This is a genomic window from Chryseobacterium herbae (genome assembly GCF_025154075.1).
In the GTDB taxonomy this organism is placed as follows: domain Bacteria; phylum Bacteroidota; class Bacteroidia; order Flavobacteriales; family Weeksellaceae; genus Chryseobacterium; species Chryseobacterium herbae.
This window is the reverse complement of sequence record NZ_JAOAMU010000008.1, coordinates 216,683-233,396: the sequence shown is the minus strand read 5'-3', so window position 1 is coordinate 233,396 and position 16,714 is coordinate 216,683. Positions and strand designations below refer to the sequence as shown.

The window sequence follows — 16,714 nt, the reverse complement described above, 5'->3', positions numbered from 1 at the left end:
AAAAAATTATAAACTGCCGGTCACTGCTTTGAAAATGTCGCTTCCGAAGATCAGTAACATCAATCCTAACAGGAAGATAACCCCGATCATTTGTGCATTTTCCAACACTTTCTGAGGAACAGGTTTCCCCGTAATCACTTCCCATAGCGTAAATAATACATGTCCACCGTCAAGACCCGGGATAGGAATCAGGTTTAGGAATGCCAACCATACAGAGAACATCGCTGTAAAACTCCAGAACATACTCCAGTTCACTGATACAGATCCGTCTTTCGACTTCTCTACCGGCATATTCTTGATGATTGCTAGCGGACCTCCCACTTTCTTATATCCCTGAACTTTTTTGTTGAATACCAGTTTAAACTGCTTTACCTGATACGTTAAGCTTTCGATACTTCTCGTAAACCCTCTTCCGATAGACTGCACGAAAGTGAAATGCTGCGTATTGGCATATTTTTGAAGCTGCTTATAAGAAACAATTCCTAGAGTACCTTCCTTAGAAACCTCAAGGCTTAGAGGCTGCACTGCACCAGCTCTGATTACCTCCACATTAATGGTCTTTCCTGCATTTTTTACAACAGCACTTTGAAACTCGTCATAATAACTGATTTTCTGACCGTTTACTGAGGCTACCTGATCTCCTATTTTTAAACCTGCTTCAGCCGTTTTAGGATTCACAATAGTGTCAATTACCGGCGCATATCTCGGCGTAAGGAATGCTCTTGGGTTTTCGTCTTTGAAAGCCAGTGCTTTTCCGTCGTCATTCGTGTTAAAAGTAACATCCTGACCTTTTCTTAAAACCGTTACCTGGTCGCTCAATAAAATATCTAAAGACAGTTTATCCAGATTGTTCTGAACTTTTCCGTCTACTTTTAAGATCTTATCACCATCCTCAAAGCCCATTGCTTTTGCAATACTGGTATAATGCATCGGTGCCTCAACTCTTGTGGTGTCAAAAGAGGTTTCCCCGTTGAAAAACGAAAGACATCCGAAAATGATCCACGCCAGGAAAAAGTTAACCGTAACGCCTCCAAGCATAATGATCAGTCTCTGCCATGCCGGTTTTGATCTGAATTCCCAAGACTCTGCAGGCTTTTTCATCTGCTCGGTGTCCATACTTTCGTCGATCATTCCGGCGATTTTCACGTAACCACCGAATGGAAGCCATCCGATTCCGTATTTCGTCTGCTCCGGATGTTTTCTCCAGTCGTTGTCAGGAAGTTTTGATATATCGATAGGAACTTCCTTTTCTTTTCCGTCTACCACGATAGTTTCTGTATCCGGAAGGTTTTTGGAAAGAAATTTATACTGCCATTTTCCGTTGATCTTCTTCATTGAAAAGATCGAAATCCATGGATCGAAAAACAGGAAGAATTTCTCAGCTCTGGTCTTAAACCATTTTGCCGGTAAAAAGTGTCCAAGCTCATGAAGAACCACTAAAATAGAAATACTTAGTATGAACTGGAAAATCTTGATTGCTAATTCCATTAATAAATTTTAGATTTTAATTTGCAAAGGTAACAATTATCAAAACTATGCCAAATAAAAAAGCCCCTCTAAATGAGAAGCTTTGTCATATATTTAGCGGATATTACAGATTGAAAGAAACACCGATACTGCCGTTGTTGCCTACTTCTGCAAAAACGCCCACTTTCTCTGTGAAAAAGTAACGGGCTCCAATGTGCGCCCCGATTCCAAAATCCTTGCCCAGCACTCCTACGTCTACACCGGGATAGATGTCCCATTTGGAAGGCAGATCAAGAGCTTCCTGAAGGTGAAAATTCAGTCTTCCGAAAACAAAAACACGGTTGTCTTTGTCATTATCTTTATAGTCACCAAAATACGCATTAAGCCCGGCGCCAACCGAAATAAGTTTGTTCAACCCATAGTCATAAGTTCCCGTAACTCCCGTTCCATAACCCCATGCACTCAGTCCCAGCTGAATTTTCTGGTCTCCTTTTCCTGTATAAGCCTGAGCGTTGGCTGCCGTTCCGAAAAAAGCGATCATCAACACAAAAAACAATTTCTTCATAAACTTTACTTTTTATTAAATGATAATAATGAAAAATATTCTCATCAAAAATAGAACCGAAATCATTTGAAAATCGTATTTTTATTGAAGTTATTTAACAAAGTTTATGAGAATAGCAGGACTTAATTTAGATATTGTCTGGAAAAATAAAGACAAAAATTTTCAATTGATCGAAGAACACTTTAAAGATGTGGACGCGGATATTTTCCTTCTTCCTGAAATGTTCTCTACCGGTTTTTGTATGGATGCGGCTGAAGTTTCGGACAGACATGAAGAATCTCTGGAGTTTCTGAAGAAAATGGCAAAAGAAAAAAATGCAGCGTTCTGTGGAAGTGCTCCAGTAGAGCAAGGAGGCCATTTTTACAACAGAATGTACTTTGTACAGCCTGATTCTGAAAGTTTTTTCTACGATAAAAGACATCTGTTTTCTTTTTCAGGAGAAGATAAAGTGTATAGTCCGGGACATAAAAGAATGATTGTGAATTATAAAGGATTCAGGATCCTGCTGCAGGTGTGCTATGATCTTCGTTTTCCGGTTTTTGCAAGGAATAATGACGACTATGATGCGGTTTTATATATTGCCAACTGGCCTGAAAAGAGAGTAGGAGCCTGGGAGCATCTTTTAAAAGCAAGAGCAATAGAAAACCTGTCTTTTGTTTTTGGTTTAAATCGAATTGGAACAGATGGGAATGATCTTTTTTATCAGGAAAGTTCACACTGCTTTTTTGCCGATGGGACAGAAATTTCTCAAAAGACCGGAAATATAATCTCTGCAGAGTTGAATATAGATGAATTAAAAGATTTCAGACAGCATTTTCAGTTTCTGAATGACAGAGATAAATTTTCAATTGAATTATAGTAGCAGATTGAAACTAAGGTTTAGACTTTAATATGAATCTAAACCTTAGTCTCGGCCTGATTAAGCATATTGTTTAAGCAGTTCCGTAAGTGAATTCACGTCATGTACACCGCTTTCTTTCCATAAGAGTTCACCATTTTTGAAGATAGCAAGGGTAGGAACACCTCTTACTCCGTATTGAGCAGCCAAAGCCGGATATTGGTCTACATCTACCTTAATGATTCTGGCTCCTTCGCCTATATTTTCTTTTACGGTATTTAAAACGGATGACTGTACTTTACATGGCTGACACCACGTGGCAAAAAAGTCAATAAGTACCGGTCTTTCCGAATTGATGATTTCCTGAAATTTTTGTGACATAGTTATGGTTTTTTGTAAACCATCAGGGTTCATAAGATCAATCCTGATGGCTCATTATATTTATTTTCCGGAAGTGGTCTCGTCCTGAATAGCTTTTACATTTTTCCAGCTGGTGCCGTCGTAAGCTTCCACACCGTTTTTCGTTAAGATTTCCATGGCCTGGTCAGCCTGAATTCCCTTGTTGCAGAAAACAACCACCTTTTTGCCCTTCAGCGAACCGATATTGTTCTGTATTTCAGCTAAAGGAATGTTGATAGCACCTTTTGCGGTTCCTGCTTCATACTGTTCCGGGATTCGTACATCTACCAACGTGACATCAGAACTGTTGACTATTTGTTTGATGTCTGCTTTTGGATGGGCCGCTGTAGTTGTTGTTTTACAGGCTGTTAACGCTAAAGTAGAAATCAGAATATATCCGAAGATCTTTCCTTTCAGCATGCTATAATGTTTTTGACTGACAAACAAAATCTGTAGTCGGTAATTTTTCTGTCTTTTTGATGCCGCTAAAACCGCCTTCTATTTCTGTAAAGTTTCTGATTCCGTGAGCGTTAAGGATGCTTGCTGCGATCATACTTCTGTATCCTCCGGCACAGTGCAGGAAGAAATGTTCAGAATCATCAATGGTTTTTACCCAGTCGCTGATGGTGTCCAAAGGTTTGTTGAATGCATTGTCAACGTGTTCAGCAGAATATTCGCTCAGTTTTCTTACATCGATTACTTTGGCGTTTTCTGTAAACTGTTCAGCGAATTCAGCAGGAGATATTCTTTTAACTTCGTCAATTTCTTTTCCTGAAGATTTCCATGCTGCAAAGCTTCCATCTAAATATCCTACAACATTGTCGAATCCGACTCTGCTTAATCGGGTAATCACTTCTTCTTCAGTTCCTTCATCAGCAACAAGTAGAATAGGGTGTTTCACATCTACGATCATATTTCCAACCCACGGCGCGAAATCTCCTTTCAAACCTATGTTTACAGAATTAGGAATAAATCCTTTGTGGAATTCTGCCGGGCTTCTTGTATCTAAAATCAATGCACCTGTTTCTTCTGCAAAGTCTTCGAAATCTTCTGCAGCAACAGGACTTAATCCTTTATTCATCACCACATCCAGGCTTTCGTATCCGCCTTTGTTCATCGCTACATTCATTCCGAAATATTTCGGTGGAGCGGTAAGACCGTCAAGAACTTCTCTGATAAATGATTCTTTGTCCGGCTGGTTGAGGGCATAATTGGTTTTTTTCTGATTTCCCAGAATATCTACCGTTTCCTTCTGCATATTCTTTCCGCATGCTGAACCGGCACCGTGTGCAGGATATACCGTAATGCTATCATCAAGTGGAAGTATTTTGGTATGAAGACTTTCATACAGAATTCCCGCAAGATCTTCCTGAGTAAGATTGGTTGCTTTCTGCGCAAGATCTGGTCTTCCAACATCTCCTAAAAACAGAGTGTCACCGGTAAAAATAGCGGTTTCAGTTCCGTTTTCGTCGATTAAAAGATAAGTAGTACTCTCCATCGTATGTCCGGGAGTGTGAAGTACTTTTATTTTTATGTTTCCGATCTCAAAGATCTGGTTATCTTCGGCGATGATAGCCTCAAATGCGGGTTGAGCAGTAGGTCCGTAAACAATAGGAGCTCCTGTCTTTTTACTCAGATCCAAATGTCCTGAAACAAAATCAGCGTGGAAATGGGTCTCAAAAATATATTTTAAAGTTACATTGTCTTTGTCAAGGCGATCCAGATAGGGTTTAACCTCTCTCAACGGATCAATAATTACAGCTTCATTTTCTGATACAATATAATAGGCACCCTGAGCCAGACAGCCCGTATATATTTGTTCAATTTTCATTGGGGGTCTTTTTTAAATTTTAGATAAAGATACAAAGTATTAGATGAATTGTAAACGAAATGTTAAATCCGGACGATAGTTTATTTCAATATTATGCGTCTATAAGCCTTAAAGTCCTGTGTTGTCAAACGAAAAACATCAAGAAAAGAACTTCAATTTTGCAGACTGTTTTTTATCATGCTCCGGAAGTGAAAATAATTATGTAGGTCTTTGGTAAAGGACATTGTGTGAAGTATATTTTTCTTCATGGTTTAAAATTTGCAGAGGATGGTTCTGAAATGTTTTTTCCGGTGTATTAAGTAAGATTATTGTGGAATATGACTTTAATACCCGAATATTTTACAAAAAATTTTATATTTATAAGTTAAAAAAAGATCAGATGGCAGACAAAACACAATTTATTGAAGAACTGAATGCAAGATATACTCCGAAAGGAGAACACATTATATTGGGAAAAGGAATGCTGGACGGGGAAGTAGTTCCGGAAGTGAACGTAACGATTCCTTTGAAAACCATTAACCGACATGGGCTTATTGCAGGAGCTACAGGAACAGGTAAGACGAAAACGCTACAGGTTTTTGCAGAACAGCTTTCTCACGCGGGAGTTCCATCTTTGGTTTTAGATATTAAAGGAGACTTTTCAGGAATTGCAGAAGCTGGGCAGATGAATCCCATCATTGAAGAAAGGTATGCTAAAACACAGCTTCCTTACAATCCACAGGCCTTTCCGGTAGAATTGATGAGTATTTCCGGAGGAAAAGGAGTGAAGCTGAGAGCGACCGTGACAGAATTCGGGCCGGTTTTATTAAGCAAAATTCTTGAACTGAATGATACTCAACAAAGTATTATGTCTATCGTTTTCAAATATTGTGATGATAAAGGTCTTCCATTAATTGATTTAAATGATTTAAAGAAAGTTCTGCAATACGTAACAGATAATGCACAAGGAAAAGCTGAATTAGCGGCCAACTACGGATCTATCGCTTCGGCTTCTTTGGGGACAATTCTAAGGTCTATCGTTGCCCTTGAGCAACAGGGAGCCTCTGATTTCTTTGGTGAATTAAGCTTTGATGTTCATGATCTTCTGGAAACCAGAGATGGGAAAGGAGTGGTAAACATTTTAAGAGTGGCCGAGATTCAGAGTAAACCACAGTTGTTCTCTACATTTATGTTGTCACTTTTTGCTGAAATTTATATGACTTTTCCTGAAGAAGGAGACAGCGGAAAACCTAAATTGGTCCTTTTCATAGACGAAGCCCACCTTATTTTTGATGAAGCTTCAAAAGCATTGCTTTCACAGATTGAAACGATGGTCAAGCTGATCCGTTCCAAAGGAGTGGGGATTTACTTTATCACTCAGATTCCGGGTGACGTTCCTGAAAATGTTTTGTCACAGTTGGGACTGAAGATCCAGCACGCTTTGAGAGGATTTACAGCAAAAGATAAAAAAGAAATCACGAAAGCTGTTGAAAACTATCCGACAACGGAATTTTATAATGCATCAAGCCTGATCCAGAATCTGGGAATCGGGGAAGCATTTGTGACCGCTTTGGATGAAAAAGGAATTCCTACACCGCTTGTTCATACGTATCTGATCTCTCCGGAATCCAGAATGGACGTTCTAAGTGATGCAGAAATTTCGGAATTAACTGGGAATTCAGCTTTGGTTGCGAAATATGAAGTACCTGTTGATAAAGAATCAGCTTACGAAATATTAACGAACAGAATGGAGCAGGCCGCTCAGAATCCTGAATCAACCCAAAAATCCAGGCCAGTGAAAGAAGAGCCGGGAATGTTTGAGCAGGTTCTTCAAAGTAAGGCCGGAAGAACTTTTACCAGCACCTTAATGCGTGAAGGAGCAAAAGCCATCCTGGGAATGTTCGGATTAGGGGGAAGAAAAAGATAGAATTTTAAAATTAATTCTATAAAAAATAATTCTGCTAAGAAAAGAGTATCAGCTTTTTAATGGATCGTACTGATTGTTTTAAATCTGATGATGAAGTGGATCAGTGGCCATTTTACTTTTTTTGACATATTTTTTGTTATTTTAGCAGGACTGCCTTTGCCGGTGGATAAAAAATGGCTGTATCAGCTATTTGGAAGAATAATTTCAGGGATCATCTGTATGTAATTTCTAGGGTATTATTATTGAATATCAAAGAATGGCAACAGATACAATTGCCGTCGGAGTGGACATATGGCATGGGTTATGTATTAAGGCTCATAAGTTTATGCTCCGGGCTGATGATAACGGAAATTATTAATATTAATCATAAAAATAGCAGTATAACTACAATTCAATGTATTCGATTATAGATATAGAAAGTAATGGTGCAGGTTATAGAAATGAATGCATTATAGATATAGCCATCTACAGGTACGATGGTCAGAAAATTACTGACCAGTTTATATCTCTCGTAAATCCTGAAAGCGACATTACCCCTTTTGTGCAGAAACTGACAAGTATTACGCCTAAAATGGTAAAAACCGCTCCTAAATTTCATGAAATTGCCAAAAGAGTTATTGAAATCACTCAGAATACGATTCTTGTAGGGCATAATATTGATTTTGATTACAGAATGCTGCGTCAGTCTTTCAAAAGGCTGGGTTATGATTTTCAGACCAGTACTTTAGATACCATTCCTTTAGCGAAGAAAATGATCCCGGATGAGGTAAGTTACTCATTGGGAAAACTGGTGAAATCGCTTGGAATTCCGTTAACGAATCATCACAGAGCAGATGGTGATGCAAGAGCTACACTGGAATTGTTCAAACTCCTGATCTCAAAAGACACAGAAAATGAGATCATCCAGAAGCAGCATGACGAAACCAATGCGAAGACCTATATTAATAAAATCAAAATCCTGACCCAGGATCTTCCGAATGAAAAAGGTTTTGTCTACTTCCAGAATGAAGCGGGGAAAATCATTTTATCGGATTATGTTCAGGATATCAATAAATTTTCAAAGAAAGTCTTTAATTCCAAATCCAAGAGGTGGGAAGAGATTCAGAGAGAGGTTGAGCAGATCAATTATGAGCTTACGGGTTCAGATATTATTGCCAAGCTGATCCTGAATTCCAAAAATATCAAGAAAAAAGAAGCGTTTCAGTTCGGACTGTATTTCAAGAACAATAAATACATTGTTGAGAAAAATAAGCTCAACAAAGCGGAGAAGCCTATCCTTAAATTCAAATCATTTACCCAGGGCACAAAAGCTGTTCAGTTTATCAATCTGCATGAAGAATTTAATGATGTAGATGTTTTCATGAAAAAGATTGATTTCAGAAAAAGAAATGAACTTTGGCTGGGACAGGGAAAAAAATTAGGAGAAAAAATGTTCCTGATCATTGAAAACGGAAAAGTTATGTCTTATGGTTTTTATGACCTTTTTACACAGATTCAAACGATGAGCAAGCTCACGAAACTGAAAATTGATCTTCCGTTGCCTTCTGTAGATCTCCATAATGATCTTCAATTGGCGCTGCTTCGTGGTGATTTTGAGACATTACCGTTACCGAAATAATTTTTATCAAAAGAAGACGCTTTCAAATCAATTTTCCTGAAATAAAAAATAAATAGTATTTTTGTAAAAAATAAATAGAAGCAATGCAACATTTTAAACAAATTAAAACTGGAAAGAAGGGAACTGTAAAGTTCTCTAAGGTTTGGAATATTTAAAAGACTTGTCTTGCATAAAAATAATCAATGTGGCAGGTTCTTTATCTAAGAATCTGCCTTTTTTTATGTTAAAATGAAATTATGAATTCAAAAGAGTTATTAAAGATTGCCAATGATTTTGGCACCCCGGTGTATGTTTATGATGCTGAATCCATCAAAGTTCAATACGAGAAACTTACATCTTCTTTTTTAAAACACACCAAGTTTTTCTATGCGGCAAAGGCGCTGACAAACATCAACATTTTGAAGTACGTCAAGAACTTGGGTGCTTCTTTGGATTGTGTATCTATTAATGAAGTCAGACTTGGACTAAAAGTAGGATTTCCGAAAGAAAAAATATTATTTACTCCCAATTGTGTCGACCTGGCTGAAATAGAAGAAGCAATGGCTTGCGGAGTTCATATTAACATAGATAACATTTCTATTCTTGAGCAGTTCGGGAATAAATATGGAAATACTTATCCCATTCTTGTAAGAATCAACCCGCATATTTTCGCAGGCGGAAACTATAAAATTTCAACGGGACATATCGACAGCAAATTCGGTATTTCTATCCACCAGGTTCGTCATATCGAAAGAGTGATGAAAAGTACCAACCTTAATGTGGAAGGTCTTCACATGCACACAGGAAGCGAGATCAAGGATCCGGACGTTTTCCTTCAGGCACTGGATATCATGCTGGAGCTTTCCGAGCATTTCCCTAATCTTAAATATCTGGATATGGGAAGCGGTTTCAAAATTCCTTATCAGGACAGTGAAGAAGAAACGGACGTGAGAACATTGGGTAAGAAAGTGGAAAAAGTAATATCCGATTTCACAAAATCTACAGGAAGAAAATTCGAACTTTGGTTTGAACCAGGAAAATTCTTAGTAGGAAAAAGCGGATATCTTTTAGTAAAAGCTAATGTCATTAAGCAAACGACAGCTACTGTATTTGTAGGCGTAAATTCAGGATTTAACCACCTGATCCGTCCGATGTTCTATGACTCTTATCATAAAATCGAAAACCTTTCCAATCCAAAAGGAGCAGAAAGAATTTATACGGTTGTAGGAAACATCTGTGAAACTGATACTTTTGCATGGGACAGAAAGCTGAATGAGGTAAGAGAAGGCGATATTCTGGCTTTCCACAATGCAGGAGCTTACGGTTTTGAAATGAGTTCAAATTTCAATTCAAGATTAAAGCCGGCTGAGGTATTGTTCTTAGATGGAAAAGCGCTCCTGATCCGTAAGAGAGATGAGTTTGAAGATCTGCTAAGAAATCAGATAGAAGTAATTTAATATCAACTATACATAATAAAGGCTCCGCAAATTAATGCGGAGTTTTTTTTATTAGAAATTAGAAGCTAGAAATTAGAATTTAGTGGTATAATTTGTACTTAATTGCGATTAACTAGCAACCAGTAACGGATTCACCTCTATCCCGAAACGTTCAACCCCGCACCTCGTAACTTTCACCCTCCGATTTTAATTTTCTTAACCCGAATTCAGGTTATACCTATTCCAATATGTTGAAATTTTAATAGTTTATAGGCATAGGAATTATAATTTATTAGCTAAATTTGAGAGAGGGAAGGATTTTTTCATGATTAACAAATGCCTGCCCATCTATATTTTCTTCAGTATTCTATAACTAAAATAAACACCAAAAAATACCAATTATGGCTAAAAACATAGCAGAGCAGATTGTTGAAATGCTCGAAAATGCCAATGTGAAAAGAATTTATGCAGTAACCGGCGACAGTCTTAATCACCTTAATATTGCCGTTAAAAAAAGCAGCATCGAATGGATCCATGTTAGACATGAAGAAGTAGGTGCCTATGCCGCCGCCGCCGAGGCTGAGCTCGATGGTTTTGCGGTGTGTGCGGGAAGTTGTGGCCCTGGACACGTGCATTTGATCAATGGAGTCTATGAGGCACACAAATCTCACGTTCCGATGCTTGTCATCGCATCCACTATTCCGAGCGACGAAATGGGAATGGATTATTTCCAGGAAACCAATACCATAAAGTTGTTTGATGACTGCAGCCATTACAATCAGATGATCACAAGGCCTGAACAGGTACAGAGAACATTACAGACCGCGATTCAGCATGCTATTTCAAAAAAAGGAGTAGCGGTGATCGGACTTCCGGGCGATGTATCAGAACTTGATGCCGAAGAAGGATCCACTTCTACCCAGATATTTAAAACCAATCCCATAATCAGACCTTCAGACGACGAATTGAAACGTCTGGCAACGTTGATTAACGAAAGCAAAAAAGTAACGCTTTATTGCGGAATTGGGGCAGGAGAAGCCAATGCTGAGGTAGTAGAACTTTCAAAGTTTTTAAAAGCTCCGGTAGGGTATTCTTTCCGTGGAAAAATGGCCATTCAGCCTAATAATCCTAATGAAGTTGGACTTACGGGTCTTCTTGGATTTCCATCCGCATATCATGCAATGCACGAGGCTGACCTTCTGATCATGTTGGGAACCGATTTCCCCTATCAAAAGTTCATGCCGGTAAAAAATAAAATTGTCCAGATCGACGAAAGTCCTGAAAGATTGGGAAGAAGAGCAAAACTGGAGCTGGGACTGGCAGGAGATGTCAAAGAAACCATTAAAGCTTTGCTTCCGTTACTTGAAGAAAAAACAGATATCCACTTCCTGAATGAGCAGCTGGCATTTTATGAAAAAGTAAAAGAGAATCAGCTTACCTATGTGAAAGATTCCGGAAAAGAAGATGCTATTCAGCCTGAATATGTAGCGCATACTTTAGATCAGCTGGCGAAGAAAGACGCTATTTTTACAGTAGATACAGGAATGTGCTGTGTATGGGGAGCCAGATTTATTACCGGAACCGGCGAAAGGAAAATGCTGGGATCTTTCAATCACGGATCAATGGCCAATGCCATGCCGATGGCTATAGGGGCTTCTTTGGCTCATCCGGGCAGAGAAGTGATTGCTATGTGTGGAGATGGCGGATTGTCGATGCTTCTCGGAGATATGGCAACGATATTTCAGTATAAACTTCCGGTCAAATTAATTGTTTTCAATAACCGAACCCTTGGAATGGTAAAACTGGAAATGGAAGTAGGCGGAATGCCGGATAATGAAACCGATATGATCAATCCGGATTTTGCCATGGTAGCACAGGCAATGGGCTATCCCGGGAAAAACGTTCACAAGCCTGAAGAAGTGGAAGATGCTATAAAAGAATGTCTGGCCTATAACGGACCTTACCTTCTCAACATCTTTACGAATCCGAATGCACTGGCTCTTCCTCCAAAAATAGATTTCGATCAGGTATTGGGGATGACAAAATCTATGGCTCAGCTCATGTTGGGTGGCAAAATGGAAGAAGTTCTGGATACGGTGAAAACCAATTACAAACATATTAAAGGACTGCTGTAATGAATGCCTCCTTAAAAAGATTCTATATCATCGCCTGGCTATTCGGGCTGGTGTTTTATTTTCTGGATTATGTGGTCCGTTCAGCGCCGGCAGTGATGATTCCGGAACTGGTCAGCAATTTCAGTACAACAGAGCTGAAGCTGGTCAGCCTGATCGGAACCTATTATTATACCTATTCTACCTGTAGCCTGATTGCGGGAATAGCTCTGGATAAATTCGGAGGGAAAAGATCTCTTTTTGCCGGAGCTTTAATCCTGGGAATCGGCTGTCTGCTTTTTCTAGCATCTGCCTATTCAGGTGGTGTAGCAGGAAGGCTACTTCAGGGAGCGGGATGTGCTTTTGCGTTTCCGGGATGTGTCTATCTGGCAAGCAAAGGTTTTTCTTCTAAATCTCTGGCAACGGCTGTTGGATTTACACAATGCATCGGAATGCTGGGTGGAACTGCCGGGCAATTTGTTGTAGGACCATGGGTAGAAGAAGGGATTAATATCGATACTTTCTGGCTTTGGACAGGGATTATTACCGTGATTACAGCATTCGGTCTGTTTCTGGTCATTCCCGGCGAAAAACAGTCTGAAGTACAGTCTGGGGAAACGGTTAAAAAAGTAGGATATTTAGAACCGTATAAAATCGTTTTTAAAAACCCTCAATCCTGGCTGTGCGGCATTATTTCAGGGCTTCTGTTTGCACCAACAACGATATTTGCCATGACCTGGGGCGTTGCTTTCTTTGAAAAAGATAAAGGATTTGTATTTCATGATGCTGCTATTACAAGTGCTATGGTAGCTTTTGGTTGGGTATTCGGATGTCCGCTTTTAGGATTTATTACAGATAAAATAGGAAGAAGGAAGCCTGTCCTGATTGGTGGGGCAATTTTGATGATCTTAAGCTTTCTGCAGTTGATCTACTTTCCTGAATTGTATCCGGCAAAGATCAGCATGTTTATTTTCGGGCTTGGTTCCGGAGCAGCAATGATTCCGTATTCTATCATTAAAGAGGCCAATCCGGATTATGTGAAAGGAAGTGCCACCGGTGCTATTAATTTTATCACTTTTGGAGTGACGACATTGGTGAGTCCGCTATTCAGTATGTGGTTCGGGAAAAGTCTGGAAGCTTCATCAGGAGCTCTGCATTTTCAGTATTCCATATTGTTCTGGATCGCAGGAATTGTATTGGCTGTTTTGATTTCATTCATGTTAAAAGAAACGGGAAGCAAAGCACAGACGCAAGCTTTGAATGCTTAAAAGAAATTTAAATAAATAATCAACTTCAGGTGAAAGCCTGAAGTTTTTCTTTTTAGTAAAGCATTTAAATAATTAACTTTGTATTAATAACCAATGAATATGGTTCTATGAAAGCTTTTACATTATTTATAGCACTCCTTGTTGCCAATTTTGCATTGGCCCAGCAGGACGTTGAAGACAGAGATGATAATCCGATCACGGAGATCAACAAAAACCTCTTGAAAATAGATATCAAGGAACCTCTTTTGCAGGTTGCCGTGAAAAACTGTAATGATTTTAAACCTGCCGCATTTGAAGGCGGTGTCGCGGTTTACAAAGAAACACTGCGAAAATTCATGTATGATTATCTGAATTCAGATTTTTATGTTCTGAACGGAGATTTTACCTTCACCCTTACCGTAGATCAGACCGGAAAAGTAACCCATATTGAAGGAAGTCCTAAAGTGTCCAACAGCACCTACTTTTTTGACGATATGAAATATGTGGTGAGACGTATCAAAAAAAGCTGGGTACCTGCTTCATGCAACCGGCAGCCCGTTTCTTCCCAAATCAAACTTAAAATGAGTTTCTCCTCAATAGCCACAGATCTCTAAACCAATCGGATGAAAAAATACCTTTTATTACTGCCTTTATTGTTCATTGGAATTAAAGGCTTCTCTCAACAGACACCGCAGGTTGAAGTAACACCATCATATACTCAGAAAGCAGAATTTCCGGGCGGTGATGAAGCTTTCCGTAAGCAATTCATGGACATGCTTCATGCGTATGTAGATGCCCAGAGCTATGCCATCAACGGAAAAGTAACTTTTGTGATCAATATTGCTGCGGATGGTAAAATGAACCGTCTGGATGTTCTTCCCAAAATCAAAAACAGTGAAATGTTTATAGATGACGTAAAGTATGCGATGAAAAAGATCAAAGGAAAATGGAAGCCGGCCATGAAAGAAAATACACCTGTAGATTCTAAAATTATGGTGAAGGTTAATTTTAGCACCAACGGATATGATCATGATTAGAATACTGTTTTTATTGCTGACTGTATTCTCTTTGAAATTATCAGGGCAGGAAGCGGCAGTAGATTATCCAAAAGGGATGGATTCCTACGATGGTGGAGAAGTACAGTTTTATCGTGACTTTCACCAAATACTTATAGATAAAAGATTGAAACCTTGCAAAGACAAGAATGAGTCGTATAATCTTAAGTTAGTTGTATACGAAGATGCCTCTGTAAAATATGGGATAGATAATTCATCAGCCGCATCCAACAATAAATGTGCTTTCGAATTGGGAGTAAAAGTTCTGGAGTACATGAACAAATGGAAACCTGCAGTTATTAATGGAATAAAAAAACCGGCAGTAACAAGTTTTCTTATTTCACCTGATATTATGTTCAATAGATATAAAGATGGATATACTACACAGGACATTGCAACAATCCTGGAAATGCCGGGAGGAATGAGCAGTTTTAGAGCAGAAGTGGCAAGGCAGATTGATATCAGTGATTTTGTGTGGAACAAGCCTTTTAAGCTCGTGGTAACTTTTGTCGTTAGCAATGAAGGAGAAATGGAGAATGTACAACTGAAAGAATCTTCAGGAAATTCCGAATTTGACCAAAGGATACTGGATGGTATTAAAAGAATGCGAAAGAAAAGGTGGACTCCTGCAAAAAGAAACGGAGAGCCTGTAGAGTCCTTTTATACACTTCCGATGACTTTCCATCCTCCGAAATAATCTCCTGCCATTCTGTCACAATATTTTGTATCTTTGCAGACTAATCTGTTTAGGAGTGAAAATTCATGGATCAAGACTGAACTTTACCTCTTAAACATTGAACTTAAATTGATCATTGTGCAGGAAAAATATATAGACGAAACAAAACAGGGAGAAGCTTTTGCCATCGCTGAACGTCCTGAGAATTCTAAAAAGCTCTTTCTGGAAAGCTACGGCTGTCAGATGAATTTTTCTGATTCTGAGATTGTTGCATCTATTCTTAATGAGCAGGGGTACAATACCACGCTGAAAGTAGAAGAAGCAGACCTTATCCTTTTAAATACCTGTTCTATCCGTGAAAAAGCGGAGCAGACCGTAAGAATGCGCCTTGCTCAGTTCAAAAGACTGAAGAAGGAAAAGCCAGGCATGACGGTTGGTGTTTTAGGATGCATGGCAGAACGACTGAAAACCAAATTCTTAGAAGAAGAGCAGTTGGTAGATCTTGTAGTAGGCCCTGATGCGTACAGAGACCTTCCGAACCTGCTTAAGGAAACGGAAGACGGAAGAGATGCCATCAATGTGATCCTTTCAAAAGAAGAAACGTACGCAGATATCAACCCGGTCCGTTTAGGCGGAAACGGAGTTACCGCATTTGTAACCATTACCAGAGGATGTGATAATATGTGCACATTCTGTGTGGTTCCGTTTACCAGAGGAAGAGAACGAAGCCGTGATCCGCACTCTATCATTGAAGAATGTAAAAATCTTTTAGATAACGGATATAAAGAAATTACCCTTTTAGGTCAGAACGTAGACTCTTACTTATGGTATGGAGGAGGTCCCAAGAAGGACTTCGTTAAAGCTTCTGAAATGCAGAAGGCCACGGCAGTTGATTTTGCTCAGTTGCTTGATTTAGTAGCTAAAGCCGTTCCTGAAATGAGAGTCAGATTCTCTACTTCCAATCCTCAGGATATGAGTCTGGATGTATTCAGAATGATTGCAAAACACGACAATATCTGTAAATACGTTCATCTTCCTGTGCAGAGCGGAAGCAACAATATGCTTCTTGCGATGAACAGACAGCATACCCGCGAGGAATATTTAGATTTAATAAGAAAAGCCAAGGAGATTGTTCCGGATATTTCTTTTTCTCAGGATATGATCATCGGTTTCTGTAATGAATCGGAAGAAGATCACCAGGATACCTTAAGTCTTATGAAGGAAGTGGAATATGACTACGGTTATATGTTCGCGTACTCAGAAAGACCAGGAACGCCTGCGCATAAAAAGATGGAGGATAATATTCCATTTGAAGTAAAGCAGAAACGTCTGAATGAAGTGATTGAACTTCAACGCGAGTTATCCAGAAAAAGAATGGAAACTTACGTAGGAAGAACGCACCAGATTCTGATTGAAGGAACGTCCAGAAAAAATGAAAACCAGTGGAAAGGAAGAAATTCGCAGAACGCGGTTTGCGTATTTGATGTGCTGGAAGGACAGAAAATAGGTGACATTGTGGACGTTTTTGTTTATGACAATACACAGGGCACACTTTTAGGGAGAACAGCAGAATAATTTAAGATCTT

At 39.1% G+C, this 16,714-nt stretch carries 15 protein-coding genes; 10 read left to right on the top strand and 5 right to left on the bottom strand.

All coding sequences use genetic code 11. The features are described 5' to 3' along the window. Positions 1–6: 6 nt before the first annotated feature. Positions 7–1,488, bottom strand: a complete 1,482-nt coding sequence (gene rseP / locus N0B48_RS21790) for an RIP metalloprotease RseP (RefSeq protein ID WP_259841521.1) — start codon at positions 1,486–1,488, stop codon at positions 7–9. A 103-nt stretch (positions 1,489–1,591) separates the two neighbouring features. Beyond that, positions 1,592–2,032 carry a DUF6646 family protein gene (locus N0B48_RS21785; RefSeq protein ID WP_072925753.1) on the bottom strand — a complete coding sequence of 147 codons (441 nt, stop codon included), beginning with the start codon at positions 2,030–2,032 and terminating at the stop codon, positions 1,592–1,594. A 106-nt stretch (positions 2,033–2,138) separates the two neighbouring features. Here N0B48_RS21785 and N0B48_RS21780 point away from each other — a divergent pair, with 106 nt between their 5' ends. Next, positions 2,139–2,891: a nitrilase-related carbon-nitrogen hydrolase gene (locus N0B48_RS21780; RefSeq protein ID WP_259841519.1), complete on the top strand. Its 753-nt coding sequence runs from the start codon at positions 2,139–2,141 to the stop codon at positions 2,889–2,891. Between the two features lie 60 nt (positions 2,892–2,951). Here N0B48_RS21780 and N0B48_RS21775 read toward each other — a convergent pair whose 3' ends face one another. From N0B48_RS21775 to N0B48_RS21765, 3 genes are read right to left on the bottom strand one after another with little or no spacing between them, the layout of a single operon-like run. Beyond that, the gene (locus tag N0B48_RS21775; protein ID WP_259841517.1) at positions 2,952–3,251 is read right to left on the bottom strand and encodes a thioredoxin family protein; all 300 of its coding nucleotides are present in this window, start codon (positions 3,249–3,251) and stop codon (positions 2,952–2,954) included. Between the two features lie 60 nt (positions 3,252–3,311). Then, positions 3,312–3,689 carry a rhodanese-like domain-containing protein gene (locus tag N0B48_RS21770; RefSeq protein ID WP_259841515.1) on the bottom strand — a complete coding sequence of 126 codons (378 nt, stop codon included), beginning with the start codon at positions 3,687–3,689 and terminating at the stop codon, positions 3,312–3,314. Position 3,690: 1 nt separating this feature from the next. Then, on the bottom strand, positions 3,691–5,100 hold the full coding sequence (locus N0B48_RS21765) for an MBL fold metallo-hydrolase (RefSeq protein WP_259841513.1): 1,410 nt from the start codon (positions 5,098–5,100) through the stop codon (positions 3,691–3,693). A gap of 379 nt (positions 5,101–5,479) precedes the next feature. Here N0B48_RS21765 and N0B48_RS21760 point away from each other — a divergent pair, with 379 nt between their 5' ends. The 9 genes from N0B48_RS21760 (at position 5,480) to miaB (ending at position 16,703) form a co-directional block, all read left to right on the top strand. Continuing rightward, a complete protein-coding gene (locus tag N0B48_RS21760) occupies positions 5,480–7,006 on the top strand; it encodes a helicase HerA-like domain-containing protein (RefSeq protein ID WP_259841512.1) in 1,527 nt (508 codons plus the stop codon). A 394-nt stretch (positions 7,007–7,400) separates the two neighbouring features. Then, entirely contained in the window at positions 7,401–8,624 is a 1,224-nt protein-coding gene (locus N0B48_RS21755) for a 3'-5' exonuclease (protein ID WP_259841510.1), read from the top strand. A 236-nt stretch (positions 8,625–8,860) separates the two neighbouring features. Then, positions 8,861–10,060 carry a diaminopimelate decarboxylase gene (lysA, locus tag N0B48_RS21750; RefSeq protein ID WP_259841508.1) on the top strand — a complete coding sequence of 400 codons (1,200 nt, stop codon included), beginning with the start codon at positions 8,861–8,863 and terminating at the stop codon, positions 10,058–10,060. A gap of 380 nt (positions 10,061–10,440) precedes the next feature. Then, positions 10,441–12,174: a thiamine pyrophosphate-dependent enzyme gene (locus N0B48_RS21745; protein ID WP_259841507.1), complete on the top strand. Its 1,734-nt coding sequence runs from the start codon at positions 10,441–10,443 to the stop codon at positions 12,172–12,174. Continuing rightward, positions 12,174–13,418: an MFS transporter gene (locus tag N0B48_RS21740; RefSeq protein WP_259841506.1), complete on the top strand. Its 1,245-nt coding sequence runs from the start codon at positions 12,174–12,176 to the stop codon at positions 13,416–13,418. The genes N0B48_RS21745 and N0B48_RS21740 overlap by 1 nt, the downstream gene beginning before the upstream one ends. A 107-nt stretch (positions 13,419–13,525) precedes the next feature. Further along, on the top strand, positions 13,526–14,011 hold the full coding sequence (locus N0B48_RS21735) for a hypothetical protein (protein WP_259841504.1): 486 nt from the start codon (positions 13,526–13,528) through the stop codon (positions 14,009–14,011). Between the two features lie 9 nt (positions 14,012–14,020). Continuing rightward, positions 14,021–14,434 carry an energy transducer TonB gene (locus N0B48_RS21730; RefSeq protein ID WP_259841502.1) on the top strand — a complete coding sequence of 138 codons (414 nt, stop codon included), beginning with the start codon at positions 14,021–14,023 and terminating at the stop codon, positions 14,432–14,434. Continuing rightward, positions 14,427–15,149, top strand: coding sequence for an energy transducer TonB (locus N0B48_RS21725; protein WP_259841500.1), 723 nt, complete (start codon positions 14,427–14,429; stop codon positions 15,147–15,149). The genes N0B48_RS21730 and N0B48_RS21725 overlap by 8 nt, the downstream gene beginning before the upstream one ends. Positions 15,150–15,266: 117 nt before the next feature. After that, entirely contained in the window at positions 15,267–16,703 is a 1,437-nt protein-coding gene (miaB, locus tag N0B48_RS21720) for a tRNA (N6-isopentenyl adenosine(37)-C2)-methylthiotransferase MiaB (protein ID WP_259841498.1), read from the top strand. The last annotated feature ends 11 nt before the right edge of the window (positions 16,704–16,714 follow it).

Excerpts from the sequence above, each read along its gene's own strand:
- rseP (WP_259841521.1), bottom strand. The coding sequence starts at position 1,488 with ATGGAATTAGCAATCAAGATTTTCCAGTTCATACTAAGTATTTCTATT.
- N0B48_RS21785 (WP_072925753.1), bottom strand. The coding sequence starts at position 2,032 with ATGAAGAAATTGTTTTTTGTGTTGATGATCGCTTTTTTCGGAACGGCA.
- N0B48_RS21780 (WP_259841519.1), top strand. The coding sequence starts at position 2,139 with ATGAGAATAGCAGGACTTAATTTAGATATTGTCTGGAAAAATAAAGAC.
- N0B48_RS21775 (WP_259841517.1), bottom strand. The coding sequence starts at position 3,251 with ATGTCACAAAAATTTCAGGAAATCATCAATTCGGAAAGACCGGTACTT.
- N0B48_RS21770 (WP_259841515.1), bottom strand. The coding sequence starts at position 3,689 with ATGCTGAAAGGAAAGATCTTCGGATATATTCTGATTTCTACTTTAGCG.
- N0B48_RS21765 (WP_259841513.1), bottom strand. The coding sequence starts at position 5,100 with ATGAAAATTGAACAAATATATACGGGCTGTCTGGCTCAGGGTGCCTAT.
- N0B48_RS21760 (WP_259841512.1), top strand. The coding sequence starts at position 5,480 with ATGGCAGACAAAACACAATTTATTGAAGAACTGAATGCAAGATATACT.
- N0B48_RS21755 (WP_259841510.1), top strand. The coding sequence starts at position 7,401 with ATGTATTCGATTATAGATATAGAAAGTAATGGTGCAGGTTATAGAAAT.
- lysA (WP_259841508.1), top strand. The coding sequence starts at position 8,861 with ATGAATTCAAAAGAGTTATTAAAGATTGCCAATGATTTTGGCACCCCG.
- N0B48_RS21745 (WP_259841507.1), top strand. The coding sequence starts at position 10,441 with ATGGCTAAAAACATAGCAGAGCAGATTGTTGAAATGCTCGAAAATGCC.
- N0B48_RS21740 (WP_259841506.1), top strand. The coding sequence starts at position 12,174 with ATGAATGCCTCCTTAAAAAGATTCTATATCATCGCCTGGCTATTCGGG.
- N0B48_RS21735 (WP_259841504.1), top strand. The coding sequence starts at position 13,526 with ATGAAAGCTTTTACATTATTTATAGCACTCCTTGTTGCCAATTTTGCA.
- N0B48_RS21730 (WP_259841502.1), top strand. The coding sequence starts at position 14,021 with ATGAAAAAATACCTTTTATTACTGCCTTTATTGTTCATTGGAATTAAA.
- N0B48_RS21725 (WP_259841500.1), top strand. The coding sequence starts at position 14,427 with ATGATTAGAATACTGTTTTTATTGCTGACTGTATTCTCTTTGAAATTA.